This window comes from Sphingomonas asaccharolytica NBRC 15499, assembly GCF_001598355.1.
GTDB lineage: Bacteria > Pseudomonadota > Alphaproteobacteria > Sphingomonadales > Sphingomonadaceae > Sphingomonas > Sphingomonas asaccharolytica.
This window is the reverse complement of sequence record NZ_BCYU01000010.1, coordinates 30,950-47,775: the sequence shown is the minus strand read 5'-3', so window position 1 is coordinate 47,775 and position 16,826 is coordinate 30,950. Positions and strand designations below refer to the sequence as shown.

Below are 16,826 nucleotides of genomic sequence, written 5' to 3'. Positions count from 1 at the left end.
TGCCAGAGGCTCAAACGCCCCATTCGTCCTCGGAAACCCGTTTCCGCGTGCGACAGAATTTCTCATATATAAAAACTCAATTCAATACCAAAAATTACTTTGGTTTATCATTTTCGCACCACTTGCATACCAACTCGCCCCTGATGGTCGCACGGAAGCGCAGCCGCGCCCCCTCACAGGACCGTCAGTCGCGCCATTATTCAAAGGGTTGGGAAGCCGATCCGATGGAGTTCGGCTTGCGGAGCGTTCGGCGCTATGGACGCGCGACAAAACCGCCTATGCCCGCAACCGCAAGCTTTGCTGCCGGCACAGCCGCTTCGGCAAAAGTTAGCCGCAGATAGCGGGCGCGGCGCGTTCTCGCGAAAGCGATTCGCTGCGTGGACAGTGCATAGGCGATATTGGCGAATTCGCCCGCCGCCGCTGGTTCCCAATTGGTATTGTCGAGGCTCGTCTCGGCCATATAGCCCTTGGGTGGCGCCGCATCGGTCATCACCTGACGCGAAGGGGTGAGGCTAAATCCGGCGAGATTGGTATCCTCGCCCAGGTCGATCGTCACCCGCGCGGGCACACCCGGCGCCGGGCTGGCCTGCACCCAGATCGTCGCCGCGTCGTTGTCGAGCAATCTCTCCGCACCGGGCGCGCTGGCCGACACGATCTTCCACTTGGCCACGTCGAGCACATTAGGATCGCTCGAGACGATCGCCGGCACCGGCACCGGCGCGACCGCACGGAACAATGCGAACTCGCCGATCGCCGGACAGGCTGGCGCGTCCAGCACGCGGAGCCGCACGCGGCGCGGCGCGATCGGCGCGCCGAGGCGGATCACGCGCTGCGCCGAGATGCAGTCATGCTCGGCAAGCGTGCGCCAGGCGCCGTCGATCTCCGCATCGACCGCGAAGCGCGTCACCCGCACACCGAGCGGCAGATATTCGCGCAGGCGGATCACATCGAAGCGCGTCCCCGGTTTAAGATCGAGCGTCAGCGTCGGGCTGACCACGCCGTCAGGACTTGCCCAATAGCTCTCGCGATCGCCATCGAGCACGCGCGCCGGCTCGAAACCAGGCCCGCGGCTGTGGCTGGCATGCGCGACCGCCCCCTGCGCGAGGTCGCGGGCGAAGGTCGCGCGGACAGCGTCGCCGAACGATTTGAGGATCCGCACATCCTGATCGGGGATCCGCCCGCGGCGATCGGGCGGGATGTTGAGGTTGAGATTGGTGCCCCGCCCCACCGACTCGTCGTAGAGCCGGATCAGCCGTTCGGGGCTTTTGACCTTGGAATCCTCGTCGGCATGGTAGAACCAGCCGGGACGGATCGACACGTCGGTCTCCGCGGGCCACCAGATCGCCCCGCCGCGCACCCCGGCATTGCCGTTCTTCTGGTCATAGGGCTCGTTGGGCATGGTCGGCCAGCACGGGTCGCCCGCAACGCCGTCCTCATTGCCCACCCAGCGGATATCGGCACCCAGCGGATCGAACGTGCACGCATCGGGCTGGAGCTTGTGGACCAGGGCGACGATCGACGGCCAGTCGTAATAGCGCGGCGCGTCGATCTTCCGCGTTTCGCGCGCGCCGCCATAATAGCCGTCGCCGCCATTGGCGCCATCGAACCAGACTTCGAACAGCGCGCCGTAGCGCGTGCACAATTCGGTCAGCTGGGCGCGATAATAGTCGACATAAGCGGGGCGGCCATAATCGGCATGGTTGCGGTCCCAGGGCGAGAGATAGAGGCCGAACGGCAGTCTCGCGCGACGGCAGGCGTCCGCCATCTCGCGCACGATGTCGCCCTGGCCGGCCTTATAGGCACTGTTGCGGATGCAATGCTCGGTGAGCCTGGTCGGCCACAGGCAGAAGCCGTCATGATGTTTGGCGGTGAGGATCAGCCCCGCCAGCCCGCCTGCTTTCGCCGCGGCAACGATCTGGTCGGCGTCGAAGTCGCCGGGATTGAAGAGCTTGGGATCCTCGTCGCCATAGCCCCATTCCTTGTCGGTGAAGGTGTTGATGGAGAAATGGACGAATGCATATTGCTCGCGGCCATGCCAGCGCCACTGCCGCGGGCTGGGCAATGCGCCGAAGGGTTTGGGCGCGGGCGAACGCGCGCCGGCGATTGCCGGAACCGCGGGAACGGCGCCGGCCGCCAGGCCGGTCGCGATCAGGCTGCGCCGGGAAAACTCGGTCATGCGGATCCTCTCAGGCGCGAGCGCGGCCGAAGCCGGCGCGACAAAGTGCGGTGGTCGATCATTTCGGCAAGGTCTGCGCTTCCCCGCCGAGCGTGAAATCGACCCATTGGCCAGGCGCCGTGCCGGGCTGGCCGCCGCCTACCCAAAGGCGATAGCTGCCCGGAAGGACGCGACGCGTGCCATCGCGCGCAACCGTGCTGATGCTGCGCGAATCGAGCGTGAAGCGCAGCGTCTGGGCCTTGCCGGAGGCCAGCGCCACGCGGCGGAACGCGACCAGCTGGCGTTGCAGCACGGGACCCGTGAACGTCGTGCCCTTTTCGGCCGGCGGCACGAGATAGGCCTGCACGACCTCCTCGCCTGCCTTCCCGCCGCTGTTGCGCACCGTGACGCGCACATCGACCGGCGCGGTGGTGCCGATCGCTTTCGCCGTCACTCCCGCATAGTCGAAGTGCGTATAGCTAAGACCATAGCCAAACCCCCAGAGCGGCGTGCCGGTGAAGAAGCGATAGGTGCGCTCCTTCATCCCGTAATCGACGAATGCGGGCAGGTCGGAGGTCGATTTGTAGAAGGTCACGGGCAGACGCCCGGACGGGTTGTTCAGCCCCGCCAGCGTTTCGGCGAGGGCTGTCCCGCCCGCTTCTCCCGGATACCATGCGGCGAGGATCGCATCGGCCATCGCCGGATCCACTGCGACCGCGCTGCCGCTCGTCAGGACCAGCACCACCGGCTTGCCCGTATCGCGCAGCGCCTGGAGCAAGCGCTGCTGCGCCGCCGGCAAGGCGATATCGGTCCGGTCGCCACCGACAAAGCCGGGCACGCTCACCGGCAACGCCTCGCCTTCGAGATCGGGCGAGAGGCCGAGCACGGCGACCACCACGTCGGACTCGCGTGCAGCGGCGATCGCCTGTTCGAGCAGGGGTTCCGCGGGCGGGACCCAGAGCAACCTGATCCCCTCATCCTCCCCATGATGATCGAGTTCGAGGCGGAAATCGTGACGTCGCCCATCGCTCGTGAACGGAATTTCGACGCGTCCCTTGCCAAGCGGCCCCTGATGGAGCGGCTTGCCGTCGATCCACAGCCGGACGGCGTCGTGCGCCGAGCAATCCTTCCAGCAGGCGGGAATGTCGATCGCCAGCGTGTAGCGCCCGGAGCCTGGTGGCACCAGCGACCCTGTCCAGCGTACCGCGAAACCCTTGGCGTCGAGCTGAGCGAGCGGCGCGGCGCGCGTATAGTTGAAGTCGATCCGCCGGTCCCGGCGCACCGCCACCGGCGTGCCGGTCACCGTGGCGCTCGCGAAATATTCCGCTTTCAGCCCGGGTTGGCCGTCCGTCATGAACGCTGTTTCGGGTACCAGCACAGGCGCGCCGTCGACCAATGTCGAGCCCTGGGCATAGCGTACGTTCGCCGCGCCGAACTGGCGGCGGATGCCTTCCAGCGGCGTTACCGGATCGACCGCCGTGCCGTGGTAATTGGCTTCGAGGATGTTGAGATCGTCGGCGTCGGCGCCGATCACGGCAACGCGACTGCCGGCCACGAGCGGCAGCCGGCCCGCATCGTTCTTGAGCAATACGATCGCTTTGCGCGCCGCCTCCAGCGCCAGCGCGCGATGCGCGGGCGTGCCGACAGCATCCGGCGAAATCCGGTTCCAGGGGCTGGCGGCGCCGAATACGGTGCCGAGCGCCTGCCGCGCGGACAGCGCGCGGACGAGCGCGGTGTCGATCTCGGCCTCGCTCACCAATCCGCGCTTCACCGCCTGAGGCAAGGCGGCATAGGCCGATCCGCAATTGAGGTCGGTGCCGCCCTTGATCGCCGCGGCAGCCGCCGCCGCCGTGTCGAGCCGGTAATGGTGGAAGAGATTGATGTTGGCGACGGCGTCGCAGTCGGACACCGTGAAGCCCTTGAAACCCCAATCGCCGCGTAGACGGTCGATCATCAGCGACGGCTGCGCACAGACCGGAACGCCGTGGATCGCGTTGTACGCGCACATCAGCGACCGCGCCTTGCCCTCGGTCACCGCCAGACGGAACGCGGGCAGATAGGTCGATTCCATGTCCTGTGGACTCGGGTCGACGTCGAAGCTGTCGCGCCCGGCCTCGGGGCCGCTATGCACCACGAAATGCTTGGGGGTGGCGATCACCTTGGGGTGCGCGGGATCGGGGCCTTGGAGGCCCTGGATGAACGCCACGCCGAGATGCCCGGTCAGATACGGGTCCTCGCCATAGGTCTCCTGGCCGCGACCCCAGCGCGGATCGCGGAAGATGTTGATATTGGGCGACCAGATCGTCAGCCCTTCGTAGATGCGCCGGTCGGCGCCGATCGGGCGGGCGTTGAACTTGGCGCGCGCCTCGGTCGATACCACGTCGCCGACGCGCTGCATCAGATCGGTATCCCAGGTCGCGGCCAACCCGATCGCCTGGGGAAAGACGGTGGCGTCGCCGTCGCGCGCCAGCCCATGCAGCCCCTCATTCCACCAGTCATAAGCGGGAAGTCCGGCCTCGGCATCGGCGGGGGCGGTATTCTGGAGCTGCGCCGCCTTCTCCACTACGGTCATCGTATCGACCGCCTTGGCCACCGCGTCGGGATCGGGCCCAAGCAAGGCGAGCAGGATCAGCGGGATGCTCATTGCGGCCCCAGCGTGCGCAGGGTCAGCGCCTTGCTGAGCGCCGCGGCGGACGCGTCGGACACCACTTCGATGGTCACGCTCTGGCCGGGGAGGAGGTCGAAGCCGTCATCGCTCGGCTGCGCGGCGACGTCGCCAAAGTCGAGCATCACCGCGCGGGCGAGCGCGCCCGCCGTTATCGTCGCGCGCTTGCCCTCCCAGCGTACGGTAAGCCTGGGCGCCGGATAGGCCATGTCCTTGGGCTCGGCGCGTTCGACGACGGTCCGCGAGACGGTGCGTCCATCGACGAGCAGCTCGGCGATCGCGAAGCTCGCTTTGGGGTCGGCGCCCGCGAATAGATCGGTGTCGGCGATGCTCGCCGCCTCCTGCGCGCCCAGCGGTTCCAGCGTCACCCGCGCGTTCTGCGCACCAAGCGGCTTGCCCGCCATGTCGAACGCGCGAACGCGCCACTCGGCGGCCATCGGTGTGGTCGCGTCAGAAACCAAGGCGACGCGCGTGGCGCCATCCTTATGCTCTGCGACGATCGCCTGCGGCGCGAAGAAGCGCCGCGCCGCATAATGCAGCAGCTTCCACTGGCCGTAATAATCGATGCTCGACCAGGACACCCCTGGCCAGGCGTCGTTGAGCTGCCAGTAAAGCGAGCCCAGGGTCACCGGACGACACGCGCGGTGGTGCCGCGCCGCCATCTCGATCGCCTGCGCCTGATTGACCTGAGTCAGATAGACGAGATCGGCGAAATCGCGGGGTTTTCGCAGCCGCTGGTCGAGATAGAGTTGGAGGCGACTATTGCCCTCGCCCGCCAAGAACTTCTGGTGCGCCTTGAGGACCGGGCTGTCGATCGCGAGCGGGCCCTTGCCCGCGAAGCGGCGGATCGTCGACAGGTCCGGCATTCCCTGGAAGCCATATTCGGACATGAAGCGCGGACACATATCGAGATAGCGTTCGACCGGCTTGGAGCCCGACCACACATCCCAGAAATGCTGGTCGCCGTCCTTGCCGGTGTCGACTGGGCCCTCATAATCGGTCGAAGGCGAGTTCGGCCAATAGGGCGTGCCCGGCGCTCCGGTCAGCACGGCGTCGCGCAGCACGCGGTCGAACAACACCGCCATGCCCGCACCGATCCGCTCCTGCTCGTCGGCCCCGATGCGCCGCTTGAAGTCCTTGCGATCGCCCCAGCGCTCCCAACCCGCCAGGATCTCGTTGCCGCCGGACCAGCCGACCAAAGCGGGGTGCGGCTGGAGGCGCTCGACCTGCTCGCCGGCCTCGATCCGCACATTGTCGCGGAACGCCGCGTCGGGCGGCGTCACCGCTCCGCCGAACATGAAGTCCTGCCAGATCATCAGGCCCATTTCGTCGGCGAGCGAATAAAAAGCGTCGTCGAGATAATAGCCGCCGCCCCAGACGCGGATCATATTCATATTGGCGTCGCGCGCGCTCGTGAGAATTTGGCGCATCTGCGCCTCGGGCACGCGCGCCGGGAAGCCGTCGAAGGGCACGAGGTTGGCGCCCTTGGCGAAGATCGGCACGCCGTTGATGCGAAAGCCGAAGCTGCCGTCCTTGCGGATCAGTTCGGCGGTGCGCAATCCGATCCGCTGCGCGACATGGTCGCTGGTCTCACCGTCGGCGTCGAGAAACGCGTCCACCGCATAAAGCGGCTGCGCGCCATAGCCGACGGGCCACCAACGCTGCGGCTTTTCGATCGTGATCGGGGCGCTGATCCAATTCTCCCCGGCGACGAGCCTGGCGGCGCGCTTAACCTCGACTTGCCTGCCATCGGGACTGGTAACGCGCGCCCGCACGGTCACATCGGCCGGACCGCCGGCCACGACCCGCCAACGCGCGACCAACCGCGCTTCGGCATCGCCGAGGGCTTCCTGGTCGACGCGGAAGCCGTCGATCCGTGCCTCGTCCCAAGCTTCGAGTCGCACCGGCCGCCACAGGCCGATCGTCACCAGCCGCGGCGCCCAGTCCCAGCTATATTGGTATTTGGGCTTGCGGATATAGGGCGAGGTCTGCTTGCCCTTGGGCTCGTCGCCGAACGCGGAATTATATTCGCCGGGCAGCGGATTGGGCTCGGCCAGCACCATCGGCTGGAGCGTCCGGATCGGCGACGCGATGGTGACGATCAGTTCATTGCGCCCCGGCCTCAGCGCCGCCTTGGCATCGACCCGCCAGCGCCGATGCGCATTGTCGGCGGTCAGCAATTTCGTCCCGTTCACCGTCACCGTCGCGAACGTATCGAGCCCGTCGAACACCAGCTCGACATGCGCGCGCGCCAGCATCGCTGGCGTCACGTCGATCACCCGGCGAAACTGCCAGCTAGTCAGGCCCGCCCATTGGATCGGCGCTTCGTTGATGCCCTTGAAGGGGTCGGGCACGCGACCGGCGGCGATCAGGTCCTGCTGGACGCTGCCCGGCACGCGAGCGGGGAACCATTGCGCCTCCTTGGGGTGCGCCTTCACAGCCTGGTCGTCGGGAGCGATCCGCACATCCCACTTGCCGTCGAGCGATACCGTCTCGCGCGGCGCAGCCCAGGCGGACACGCTGGCAAGGAGCGCCGGCAGCAGCGCGAATAGTCGCATTTTCACTTGGCCACCTCACTCAAGACCGCGCGCTCCACCGCATAATATGGACCGGCAAGCGGCGCGGTGAACTGGAAGCAGATATCCTCATCACCGCCCATTGCCGGCAACACGCCAGCAACGCTGAACCGCGTGGGCGCCGTCGCCGGATCAGGCAGCGGGAACGTTGCGAGCACAACAGGCTCGATGGTCTTATCCTTTGCGGCAGCAATACACCGCGCGACGACCACCAATTCGCCATAAGCCGTGACGTTATAGTGTTCGCGCAGAGCCTTCGCTTCATGCGCAAGCCCATAATGGCGCGGCAATCGGGCGACGTCGATCACGAAGCTCTTCGCGATATCGAGCGGCGCCTTCGGATAGGCGCTGCAGGTGTCGAACAAATTGACGTTGAATACGGGCGCATTGTCGGTCGCTTCAGAGGTTAACGGAACGCGCAGGCCGAAGGCGCCGTGCGGACAGGCGACCAGATCGGAGCTGGTCCGCGTGAGCAGCGCCGTCCGGCCAGTGTCGAAGCTACGCGGCCAAGCGGTCGCCTGGTCGGCAGCGTCGAACGCCGCGGCGCGGATCGTCACCCCGGGCTTGAGCTCCAGCGGCGCCTTGTACGCGGGCGATGTCGCGCCGGGTGCCGTGCCGTCGAGCGTATAGCGGATCGTGCCATACGGCGCCTGGGTCACGAGCGCGACACGCACCCGGTTCGTGCGCAATGCATCGCCGCGCGTGCCCTCGAGCCGGAATCCCACCGCGAAGGCGCTGTCGGCCACCTCCACGCCCGATCGCCGCCAGCGCTGGATCTGGGGATCGAGCCGCGTGAGGAAATCGGCGAAGTTGCGCTTGTCCTTGGCCGACCAGGTGATCTCGGCGAGCGCCGCGGCGCGCGGAAAGAGCATGTGCTGCACCTGATAGGGCGTAACGAGATATTCGCTCCAGGCATTGGCCTGCGCGCCGAGCACATGGCTTGCCTTCCCGGCGTCGATCCCCGCGGGCATCGGCTCATATTTGTAGACATCGGCGAGCGTCTGGATCGACAGCCGCCCCGGCGGTTCGTCGGCGCGATCGCTCTGCAAGCTGTCGAAATACAGGGTCGGCGCGGGGCTCAGCACCACGTCATGGTTCTGGTTGGCCGCATCGACCGCGCCCTTCTCGCCGCGCCACGACATCACCGAGGCCGAGGCAGGCAACCCGCCCTCGAGGATCTCGTCCCAGCCGATCAAGCGCCGGCCCTTGGCGGCCAGATAATTGCCGAACTCGTCGATCAGCCAGCTCTGCAGCTGATCCTCATCTTTCAGTCCGAGCGCCTTGATCTGGGCCTGGACTTGCGGGGAGCGCTGCCACTGGTCCTTGATCGCCTCGTCGCCACCCAGATCGATATAGGTGCCGGGGAACACCGCCATCAGTTCGTCGAGTACCTGCTTGACGAAGGCGACGCCCTTGGGGTCGGGGTTGAGGAGATAGGGATTGACTCCCCAGTCATGGGATACGCCGGGCCGATCGCCGAACACGCCGAGTTCGGGGTAGGCCGCGACAAGAGCCTGGGCATGTCCGGGCAAGTCGATCTCGGGAACGATGGTGATGCCGCGCGCGGCGGCATAGGCGACCAGCGCCTTCAATTGCTCCTGCGTGTAGAAGCCGCCCACCCTGGCGCCCGGCGCGCCGCCAGTCGAAGGAGGCGTGCGCCACGCGCCCAGCTCGGTGAGCTTGGGATAGCGTTTCACTTCGAAGCGCCAGCCCTGGTCGTCGGTCAGATGCAAATGCAGCGTGTTGAGCTTGACCGATACCATCTGGTCCACGACCGCGTAGATCGCCTCGATCGGCTGATAATGGCGCGCCACATCGAGCATCAGCCCGCGCCAGCCGAAGCGGGGCGCATCTTCGATCGTCACCGCCGGCACCTTGACCGGCGTGCCGAAGCGGCGATCGGGACTCAACAGCTGGGCGACGGTCATCGCGCCATAGAGCAATCCGCGGTCACCCGAGGCGCTGATGCGGATGCCCCGCGCATCGACCACGAGCCGATAGGCTTCGTCGCCACGGATCGAAGCGTCGCGCGCCAGCGTGATCGCGCCAGCGCCGTCACGCGGAGACAGCACCAGTCCGCGCTCGACCCTCACATGGGCCGCCAGCACGCGCGCCGCGGCCTGGGCACCCTTGTCCTCCGGTGCGGTACCGATCGCCGCACCGTCCGACACGGTGAAGCTGCCCGCCCCTCGCACAACCGATTGGGGAAGAGGCGTCAGCGGCAGCGGATCGGATGCCTGTGCCATCGCCCCGGAACTGCAGAACAGCATCGCCCAACCCAGCGTACGTAGCCGCATCCCGGCAATCCGCATCCTTTGTCCTCCGCCGGCCGACGCGGCCGCCGAACGTGTAACCAATATAGATCCTATCCCACAATAGGGAGCGTTACCATGGCCACCTTTTTCCGCGTACACACCTTAGACCTGAGGTAGCGACCGTTTGCCGGTAGATACCAATATAAATCCACTACCATCCCATTGCCCGACCGGACGGGTTGCGATAGCGTTACCGCATGCGAGGCAGTGATGGCGACAAGGCGCCTTCCGGGGGGGGGATTGATGGCGTTCTCGGATCAGATAGGACGGTTGCGCGAGGACAATCCGTCCCCGCTGTATCTCCAGCTCGAACAGCTGATCCGCGACGCGATCGGCGCCGACATTCTGGTGGCCGGCAACGCCATCCCTCCCGAGCGCGATCTCGCCACCGAATATGACGTGTCGCGCATCACCGTGCGCAAGGCGATCGGCCGGCTCGTCGAGGAGGGGCTGCTTACCCGGCGGCGCGGTGCCGGTACCTTCGTCACCGGGCGTGTCGAGAAGATCTTCTCCAAGCTCTCCTCCTTCACCGAGGACATGGCGGCGCGTGGCCGCCGGGCGAGCAGCAGCTGGATTTCGCGCGCGCCGGGCCAGGTGAACCCGGAAGAAGCGATGATGCTGGGACTCTCGCCAGGCGCGCCGGTGCTGCGCTTCGCGCGTATTCGCTATGCCGATGACGAACCGATGGCGCTCGAATTCTCGACCATCGCGGGCTATTGCCTGGCATCGGTCGATGCGGTCGAGGATTCGCTCTACGGCGCGCTCGAAAAGGTCGGCAATCGGCCGGTACGCGCGCTGCAGCGGCTCAGGGCCGTGCCGTTTGGCGGCGAGCATGCCCGCATGCTCGGCGTCGATCCCGGTCATGCCGGCCTGCTGATCGAGCGCCGCGCCTTTCTGCGCGACGGCCGTCCCGCCGAAGTCACCCGCTCTTATTATCGCGGCGACGCCTATGATTTCGTCGCCGAGCTCAGCGACATCTAGCACCGCGCCTAGTCGACCGTCCGTCATCCCGTTGGAGTATCAGCAATGGATCGCCGCCAACTTCTCCTCGGGGGTGCCGGCGCCGGCGCGCTGCTTGCAGTGTCCGGGCGGGCGGCGGTCGCCACCCACAGGGCTGGCGATGGCGATGGCTTCCCGATGCCGGCGCCTCAGCAGCACCTTCTGCCGCGACTCCCCGACCCCGATCCCTCGCGCACGCGCCTCGAACTTGGCTGGCGTTTCCATGAAGGCGATATCCCGACGCCCGAGCCGCAGGGGCACAATGACACCTATCTGAGCGTCAAGGCCGGCAACGCCCTTGGCGCCGCCGCCATGGTCTATGACGATTCGGACTGGGCGGAGGTGCGGCTGCCGCATGACTGGGCGGCGGGGCAACCCTTCGTCCGCACCGCCAACGTCTCGCAGGGCTACCGCCCGCGCGGCATCGGCTGGTACCGGCGCGCGCTGCGGCTCGACCCGGCCGATCGCGGCAAAACGATCGAGCTCCATTTCGACGGCATCGCCACCAACGCGACGATCTGGATCAATGGCAGCCTCGCCGCGCACAATTGGTCGGGCTATAACAGCGTCTATGTCGACCTGACGCCGTTCGCCCGCTTTGGCGACGAGACGAACTTGATCGTCGTGCGCGCCGATGCCGATGCCAAAGAGGGCTGGTGGTACGAGGGTGCCGGCCTCTACCGCCACGTCTGGCTGGTCCGCCGCGCCGCCGTGGCGATCGTCAGCGACGGCATGCATTGCGATCCGCGCCAGGGGCCCGACGGACACTGGCGCGTCCCCGTCACCGCGACACTTGCGAGCATCGACCGCGCCTCCGCGAGCGTAACCGTCGAGGCAAGCCTGCTCGATCCGGACGGTCGTGAAATCGCGACGGAGCGGACCGATGTCACCGTCCCCGTGCTTGGACGAGTCGATGCCGCGCTGATGCTCGATGCCGGTACCCCTGCGCGCTGGTCGGTCGAGACGCCGACGCTCCATATGGTGCGGACCCGCGTGCTGCGCGACGGCGCCGTCATCGACGAGCGCCGCGTCGCGATCGGCTTCCGCTCGGTGCGCTTCGATGCCGACAAGGGGCTGTTCGTCAACGATCGACCGGTCAAGCTCAAGGGAGTCTGCCTCCATCAGGACCATGCCGGAGTCGGCGTCGCAATGCCCGATGCGCTGCTCGCCTGGCGGTTGGAGCGGCTCAAGGCGATGGGCTGCAACGCGATCCGCATGTCGCACAACGCGCCCACTGCCGAGTTGCTCGACTGGTGCGACCGGATGGGTTTCCTCGTCATGGACGAGAATCGCAACTTCAATCCGGCGCCCGACTATCTCGCCCAGCTCGAATGGCTCGTCCGGCGCGACCGAAACCACCCGAGCGTGATCCTCTGGTCGGTGTTCAACGAAGAGCCGATGCAGGGCACCGGAGCCGGAGTGGAGATGGTGCGCCGCATGTCGGCCGCGGTCCGCCGGCTCGACGACAGCCGCCCGATCACAGCGGCGATGAACGGCTCCTTCTACAACCCCTCCAACGTGTCGACCGTCGTCGACGTGATGGGGTTCAATTATTACCAGGCCGACTACGACAAGTTTCACCGGCTGAACCCGACCAAGCCGATGACGAGCTCGGAGGACACCAGCGCGTTCGAGACGCGCGGCGCCTTCGCCACCGATCCCGCCGGGCATGTCATCACGTCCTACGACAGTGATGCGGCAAGCTGGGGCGGCACACACCGCGCATCGTGGAAGAATATCGTCGAGCGCCCGTTCGTCGCGGGCGGCTTCGTCTGGACCGGCTTCGACTATCATGGCGAGCCGACACCGCACGAATGGCCGACCATCTCCAGCTTCTTCGGCATTCTCGACCTGTGCGGCTTTCCCAAGACCGCGTTCGATATCCACAGCGCGCACTGGATCGACGACCGGCCGGTGGTGGCGATCGCCCCGCACTGGACCTGGCCCGGCCGCGAGGGCGAGCCGATCAAGGTCTTCGTCACCAGCAACGCCGAGACCGTGGCGCTCATGCTCAATGGCCGCGACCTTGGCGTGCAGCGGGTCGACCGCATCATGGGGAACGAATGGGCCGTGCCCTATGCTCCCGGCCGGATCGAGGCGCGCGCGATGCGCGGCGGCAAGGTGGTGGCGACCGCGTTGCATGAGACCGCGGGCCCGCCAGTGGCGCTGCGGCTTACCCCCGCGCGCTCGGTCATGGCCGGCGACGACGAGGACGCCCAGCCGATCACCATCGACGCGATCGATGCGCGCGGCCGCCACGTCCCGACCGCCAATCTGGCGACACGCTTCACGGTCGAGGGCGCGACCTTGCTGGGTGTCGGCAATGGCGATCCCAACAGCCACGAGCCCGAGCAGTTCGCGGGGCCTGCGGGCGAACGGTCGCTGTTCAATGGCCTGGCACAGTTGATCGTCCGCGCGGACGCCGGACGCGGACGCATTACCGTGCGCGCCACAGCATCGGGGCTGAAACCTGCATTGCTGACGCTCGACCGCGCCGATATCGCCGCGCGCCCGCAGGTCGCGGTCGTTTCGGCCGTGTTGAAGGTACGCGATTGGCGCCGATCGCCGGTCTTCACCCAACGCCCCGACCCCGGCCTCGCCCCCGCCGATGGCGACAACAATAGCTGGGATTTCATCCATAGCGGCGATTCCACGCCCGGAGGGGCGCAGGCCGGGTGGCGCATCTACCGGGCGCGCATCATCCCCTGGAAACGCATCGCGGCCGAGGGCGGCGTGATCGCGTTCGACGCGGTTGGCGGCAGAGCCGAACTCTGGATCGACGGCACCCGAACAGCCATCAAGGACGGCACCGATACCGCACCCCTGCACGCACCGATCGCGCCCGGCGCCGGACCGCGCGTCGTTGCGCTGCTCGTCTATGCGCCGGCCGGCCAGCCCTCGGGCATTTTGGGTCCAGTAGCAGTCACCGCGGGCTAGAAGGCCAGCACGCTAACATCAGCCATTCGGTGGGCGGGATGTCCCAGCATCGGAGAGTGCCTTTGGAGCCGCGGGCGCCAGCTTATAAAAGGCTGCCGCATTATTGTAGAAGATATCGCGCTTCTGCTCCTCGGTCAGGAATGTCGCCGCCTCGACATGCTCGACCGCGAGCCCGATCCCATCGGGCCAGTACATGTGGTCGGACCCAAACATCACTCGTTTGCCGAAGCCCGCATCGACCAGCCGGCGCAGATAGTCGTGAAAGGCCGGCCGCGGCAGCAGCCAGGACAGCGCGCCGGTGTCGATGTTGACGTTGTCGTAGAGCATCATCATCGCCTCGGCTTCTTCGACATATGGCCAGCCGCTGTGCATCAGATTGACGCGCAGTTTCGGGTGCTTATTGAGCGCGCCCTCCACCGTTTCCGGATGCCCGAACGCGGCCCGCGCCGTGCGGCAGCACGGGTCGAATGTGGTGCCCGCGGGCATCGTGCCGAGATGGATCGCCACTGGGGCGTCGAATTCCTCGGCGAGGGCCAGATAGGGGTCGTATTTGGGGTCGCTGATCGACAGGCCAGCATATTGCGCGGTGACCTCACCCAATACTTTCAGCTTGCCCGAAGCGAAGGCGCTGCGCAGCGTATCGAGCGGCGGCAGCGGCGTGTCCTCCGAGCCGCGGATGCCGGCGCCGGCGACGATGCGTTCCGGATCGCGATCATGCCAATCATAGGCCGCTTGCAAGCGGTCGCCATCGCCGCCGCTGACCACGCCCTTGACGATATTGTACCGCCGCATCTGCTCGAGACAGGCGGTGAGATGGTCCGCACCGGTGACGATCGAGCTCTTCACGCCGGTGATCGGGTTCACGATCGGCACGGGCAGCTTCATCGTGGCGGGATAAGCGTGCATGTGGACGTCGATGATCGGCTTGCGAGGGGCATCGGCAGCGGCCAGCCCTCCCGGAAGCGCGAGCGCGGCCACCGTGCCGCCGCCATATTTCAGGAAATCCCTGCGCGCGATATGCATATCGTCACTCCGAACTGAACCGCGCTTTCGCGCCGTCCGGATCGGTTACCAAGCGCAACGCGGCCGCGACATGACCCCGCAGGTCATGGCTCGGCACAAAGGTGTTGGCGGCGTCATCTTTAGGTAAACTTCCAGCCCCGCCGGCGGCAAAGCCACCGTCGTCGGACTGGTTCGGCTTCGCCGACCCGCCGGCCGTGCCGGGCGCTCGCGCCGCAGGCGCGACCGGCGCGGAAGCATCGCTTCCGCGCTTGCGCCCATCAGTACATATGCTGCCCGCCGTTAATCGACAGCGTCGACCCGGTCACGAACCCACCGTCCTCCGAGCACAGGAACGCCACGCCACGCGCGATCTCCTGCGCCTGGCCCAAGCGCCCGACCGGGATCTTCGCCACGATCTTCTCGAGCACATCGACCGGCACCGCCGCCACCATATCGGTGTCGATATAGCCCGGCGCGATCGCGTTGACCGTCACGCCGGCCCGCGCGCCTTCCTGCGCCAGCGCCTTGGTGAAGCCGTGGATGCCCGATTTCGCCGCGGCGTAATTGACCTGGCCATATTGCCCGGCCTGGCCGTTGATCGAGCCGATATTGACGATCCGCCCCCATTTGCGCTCGCGCATGCCGGGGAAGGTCGCCTTGGCCATGTTGAAGCAACCGCCCAGATTGGTGTCCATGACCTCTTTCCACATCTGGTAGGTCATTTTGAGGATCGTGCCGTCGCGGGTGATGCCGGCATTGTTCACGACGACATCGACCGGGCCGAGTTCCGCCTCGACCTGCTTCACGCCCTCCAGGCAGGCGTCATGGTCGCCGACATCCCATTTGAACGCCTTGATCCCGGTGCGGTCGCTGAATTCGCGGGCACGCTCGTCATTGCCGGCGTAATTCGCCGCGACGGTCATGCCCATGTCCTTGAGCGCCAGGCTGATCGCCTCGCCGATCCCGCGCGTTCCGCCGGTTACGATCGCTACGCGTGCCATTTTTCTCTCCTATTGGCCCTGATTCGGGCAGTGTCGTTGGGTCAAGGCTATTGAGCGCCGATCCAACCGGCAAGTTCCCGCAACAAGATGTCGCGGAGCATGGTCAGGCCGGGCGCGCTATCATTGAGACATGACAGATACGCGAAACGCTCGCCGCCCGCGGTCAGGAAGGTGTCGCGGCCGCGGATCGCCAGTTCCTCCAGCGTCTCGAGGCAATCGGCCGAGAAGCCCGGCGCGACGATCGCGACGCGTTTGATTCCCTGCCCCGGCAAAGCTGCCAGCATCGTATCGGTCGCAGGCTCGAGCCATTTGGCGCGGCCGAAGCGCGACTGGAAAGTGACGATCGGCTCGCGTCCCAGTTCCTCGCCGAGCAAGCGCGCGGTCTTCTGGCAATGGCAATGATAGGGGTCGCCGAGTTCGAGTGTGCGCGCCGGCATGCCGTGGAAGCTCGCGATCAATGCCTCAGGCTCGAAATCGAGCGTGGCGAGCGAGGCGCGCACCGACTGCGCCAGCGCATCGATATAGGCGGGATCGTCGTGATACGGCGGCAAGGTGCGGATCGCCGGCTGCCAGCGCATCGCCGCCAGTGCCTCGAATGCCTTGTCGTTGGCGGTCGCGGTCGTCGCGGCGCAATATTGCGGGTAAAGCGGCGCGATCAGGATGCGATCGCACCCGGCGTCCTTCATCGCCGCCAGCCGGTCACCGATCGCCGGATTGCCGTAACGCATCGCCCAATCGACGGTGACGCCGAGCCATGCATCTTTCAGTCCTTCGGCCTGCGCGCGGGTAACAGCGGCAAGGGGCGATCCTGCGTCGGTCCAGACTTGGCTATAGGCATGCGCCGACTTCTTCGGTCGGGTATTGAGGATGATCCCGCGCAGGATCGGCTGCCAGGCGAGCGGAGGTATTTCCACCACGCGGCGATCCGACAGAAATTCGGCGAGGTAGCGCTTCACCGCTTTCGGACTGGCCTCGTCAGGGGTGCCGAGATTGACCAGCAGCACGCCGATGCGGGGAGCCGGGATGGAGGGGTGGTTAGGCGGAATCTTCACTTCAAGCCCTCCCCGTCATGCTTGGCTTGTCCCGGCATCCGAGGCGCAACACTGGCCGGATTCCGTTGCGGAGGGTTGGACCCCGGCACGAGCCCGGGGTGACGGGTGGGGTTGAAGGCGCGCA

The 16,826-nt window shown here is 66.5% G+C and carries 9 protein-coding genes; 2 read left to right on the top strand and 7 right to left on the bottom strand.

From position 1 onward, the window contains the following. Nucleotides 1-253: 253 nt before the first annotated feature. From SAS01S_RS04220 to SAS01S_RS04205, 4 genes are read right to left on the bottom strand one after another with little or no spacing between them, the layout of a single operon-like run. Nucleotides 254-2,176 carry an alpha-L-fucosidase gene (locus SAS01S_RS04220; RefSeq protein WP_066805310.1) on the bottom strand — a complete coding sequence of 641 codons (1,923 nt, stop codon included), beginning with the start codon at nucleotides 2,174-2,176 and terminating at the stop codon, nucleotides 254-256. A gap of 58 nt (nucleotides 2,177-2,234) precedes the next feature. Beyond that, nucleotides 2,235-4,799: a glycoside hydrolase family 3 C-terminal domain-containing protein gene (locus SAS01S_RS04215; protein ID WP_066805306.1), complete on the bottom strand. Its 2,565-nt coding sequence runs from the start codon at nucleotides 4,797-4,799 to the stop codon at nucleotides 2,235-2,237. Continuing rightward, nucleotides 4,796-7,378, bottom strand: a complete 2,583-nt coding sequence (locus SAS01S_RS04210; protein WP_157082656.1) for a beta-mannosidase — start codon at nucleotides 7,376-7,378, stop codon at nucleotides 4,796-4,798. Before SAS01S_RS04210 ends, SAS01S_RS04215 begins: the two co-directional genes overlap by 4 nt. 2 nt (nucleotides 7,379-7,380) lie before the next feature. Continuing rightward, the gene (locus SAS01S_RS04205) at nucleotides 7,381-9,708 is read right to left on the bottom strand and encodes a beta-N-acetylhexosaminidase (RefSeq protein ID WP_066805301.1); all 2,328 of its coding nucleotides are present in this window, start codon (nucleotides 9,706-9,708) and stop codon (nucleotides 7,381-7,383) included. A 246-nt stretch (nucleotides 9,709-9,954) separates the two neighbouring features. Here SAS01S_RS04205 and SAS01S_RS04200 point away from each other — a divergent pair, with 246 nt between their 5' ends. Both SAS01S_RS04200 and galA read left to right on the top strand, forming a co-directional pair. Continuing rightward, the gene (locus SAS01S_RS04200) at nucleotides 9,955-10,692 is read left to right on the top strand and encodes a GntR family transcriptional regulator (RefSeq protein WP_066805299.1); all 738 of its coding nucleotides are present in this window, start codon (nucleotides 9,955-9,957) and stop codon (nucleotides 10,690-10,692) included. A 45-nt stretch (nucleotides 10,693-10,737) separates the two neighbouring features. Beyond that, complete coding sequence (gene galA, locus SAS01S_RS04195; protein ID WP_066805287.1) at nucleotides 10,738-13,647, top strand: beta-galactosidase GalA; 2,910 nt, start codon at nucleotides 10,738-10,740, stop codon at nucleotides 13,645-13,647. Between the two features lie 18 nt (nucleotides 13,648-13,665). Here galA and SAS01S_RS04190 read toward each other — a convergent pair whose 3' ends face one another. The 3 genes from SAS01S_RS04190 to hemH form a co-directional block, all read right to left on the bottom strand. Next, the gene (locus tag SAS01S_RS04190) at nucleotides 13,666-14,670 is read right to left on the bottom strand and encodes an amidohydrolase family protein (RefSeq protein ID WP_066805277.1); all 1,005 of its coding nucleotides are present in this window, start codon (nucleotides 14,668-14,670) and stop codon (nucleotides 13,666-13,668) included. A 257-nt stretch (nucleotides 14,671-14,927) separates the two neighbouring features. After that, the gene (gene phbB, locus SAS01S_RS04185) at nucleotides 14,928-15,650 is read right to left on the bottom strand and encodes an acetoacetyl-CoA reductase (RefSeq protein WP_066805275.1); all 723 of its coding nucleotides are present in this window, start codon (nucleotides 15,648-15,650) and stop codon (nucleotides 14,928-14,930) included. Between the two features lie 47 nt (nucleotides 15,651-15,697). Next, entirely contained in the window at nucleotides 15,698-16,702 is a 1,005-nt protein-coding gene (gene hemH / locus SAS01S_RS04180; protein WP_066805273.1) for a ferrochelatase, read from the bottom strand. Nucleotides 16,703-16,826 lie beyond the last annotated feature (124 nt).

Coding starts and splice junctions, on each gene's coding strand:
- galA (WP_066805287.1), top strand. CDS start 10,738: ATGGATCGCCGCCAACTTCTCCTCGGGGGTGCCGGCGCCGGCGCGCTG.
- SAS01S_RS04210 (WP_157082656.1), bottom strand. CDS start 7,378: ATGCGACTATTCGCGCTGCTGCCGGCGCTCCTTGCCAGCGTGTCCGCC.
- SAS01S_RS04220 (WP_066805310.1), bottom strand. CDS start 2,176: ATGACCGAGTTTTCCCGGCGCAGCCTGATCGCGACCGGCCTGGCGGCC.
- phbB (WP_066805275.1), bottom strand. CDS start 15,650: ATGGCACGCGTAGCGATCGTAACCGGCGGAACGCGCGGGATCGGCGAG.
- SAS01S_RS04200 (WP_066805299.1), top strand. CDS start 9,955: ATGGCGTTCTCGGATCAGATAGGACGGTTGCGCGAGGACAATCCGTCC.
- SAS01S_RS04215 (WP_066805306.1), bottom strand. CDS start 4,799: ATGAGCATCCCGCTGATCCTGCTCGCCTTGCTTGGGCCCGATCCCGAC.
- SAS01S_RS04190 (WP_066805277.1), bottom strand. CDS start 14,670: ATGCATATCGCGCGCAGGGATTTCCTGAAATATGGCGGCGGCACGGTG.
- SAS01S_RS04205 (WP_066805301.1), bottom strand. CDS start 9,708: ATGCGGATTGCCGGGATGCGGCTACGTACGCTGGGTTGGGCGATGCTG.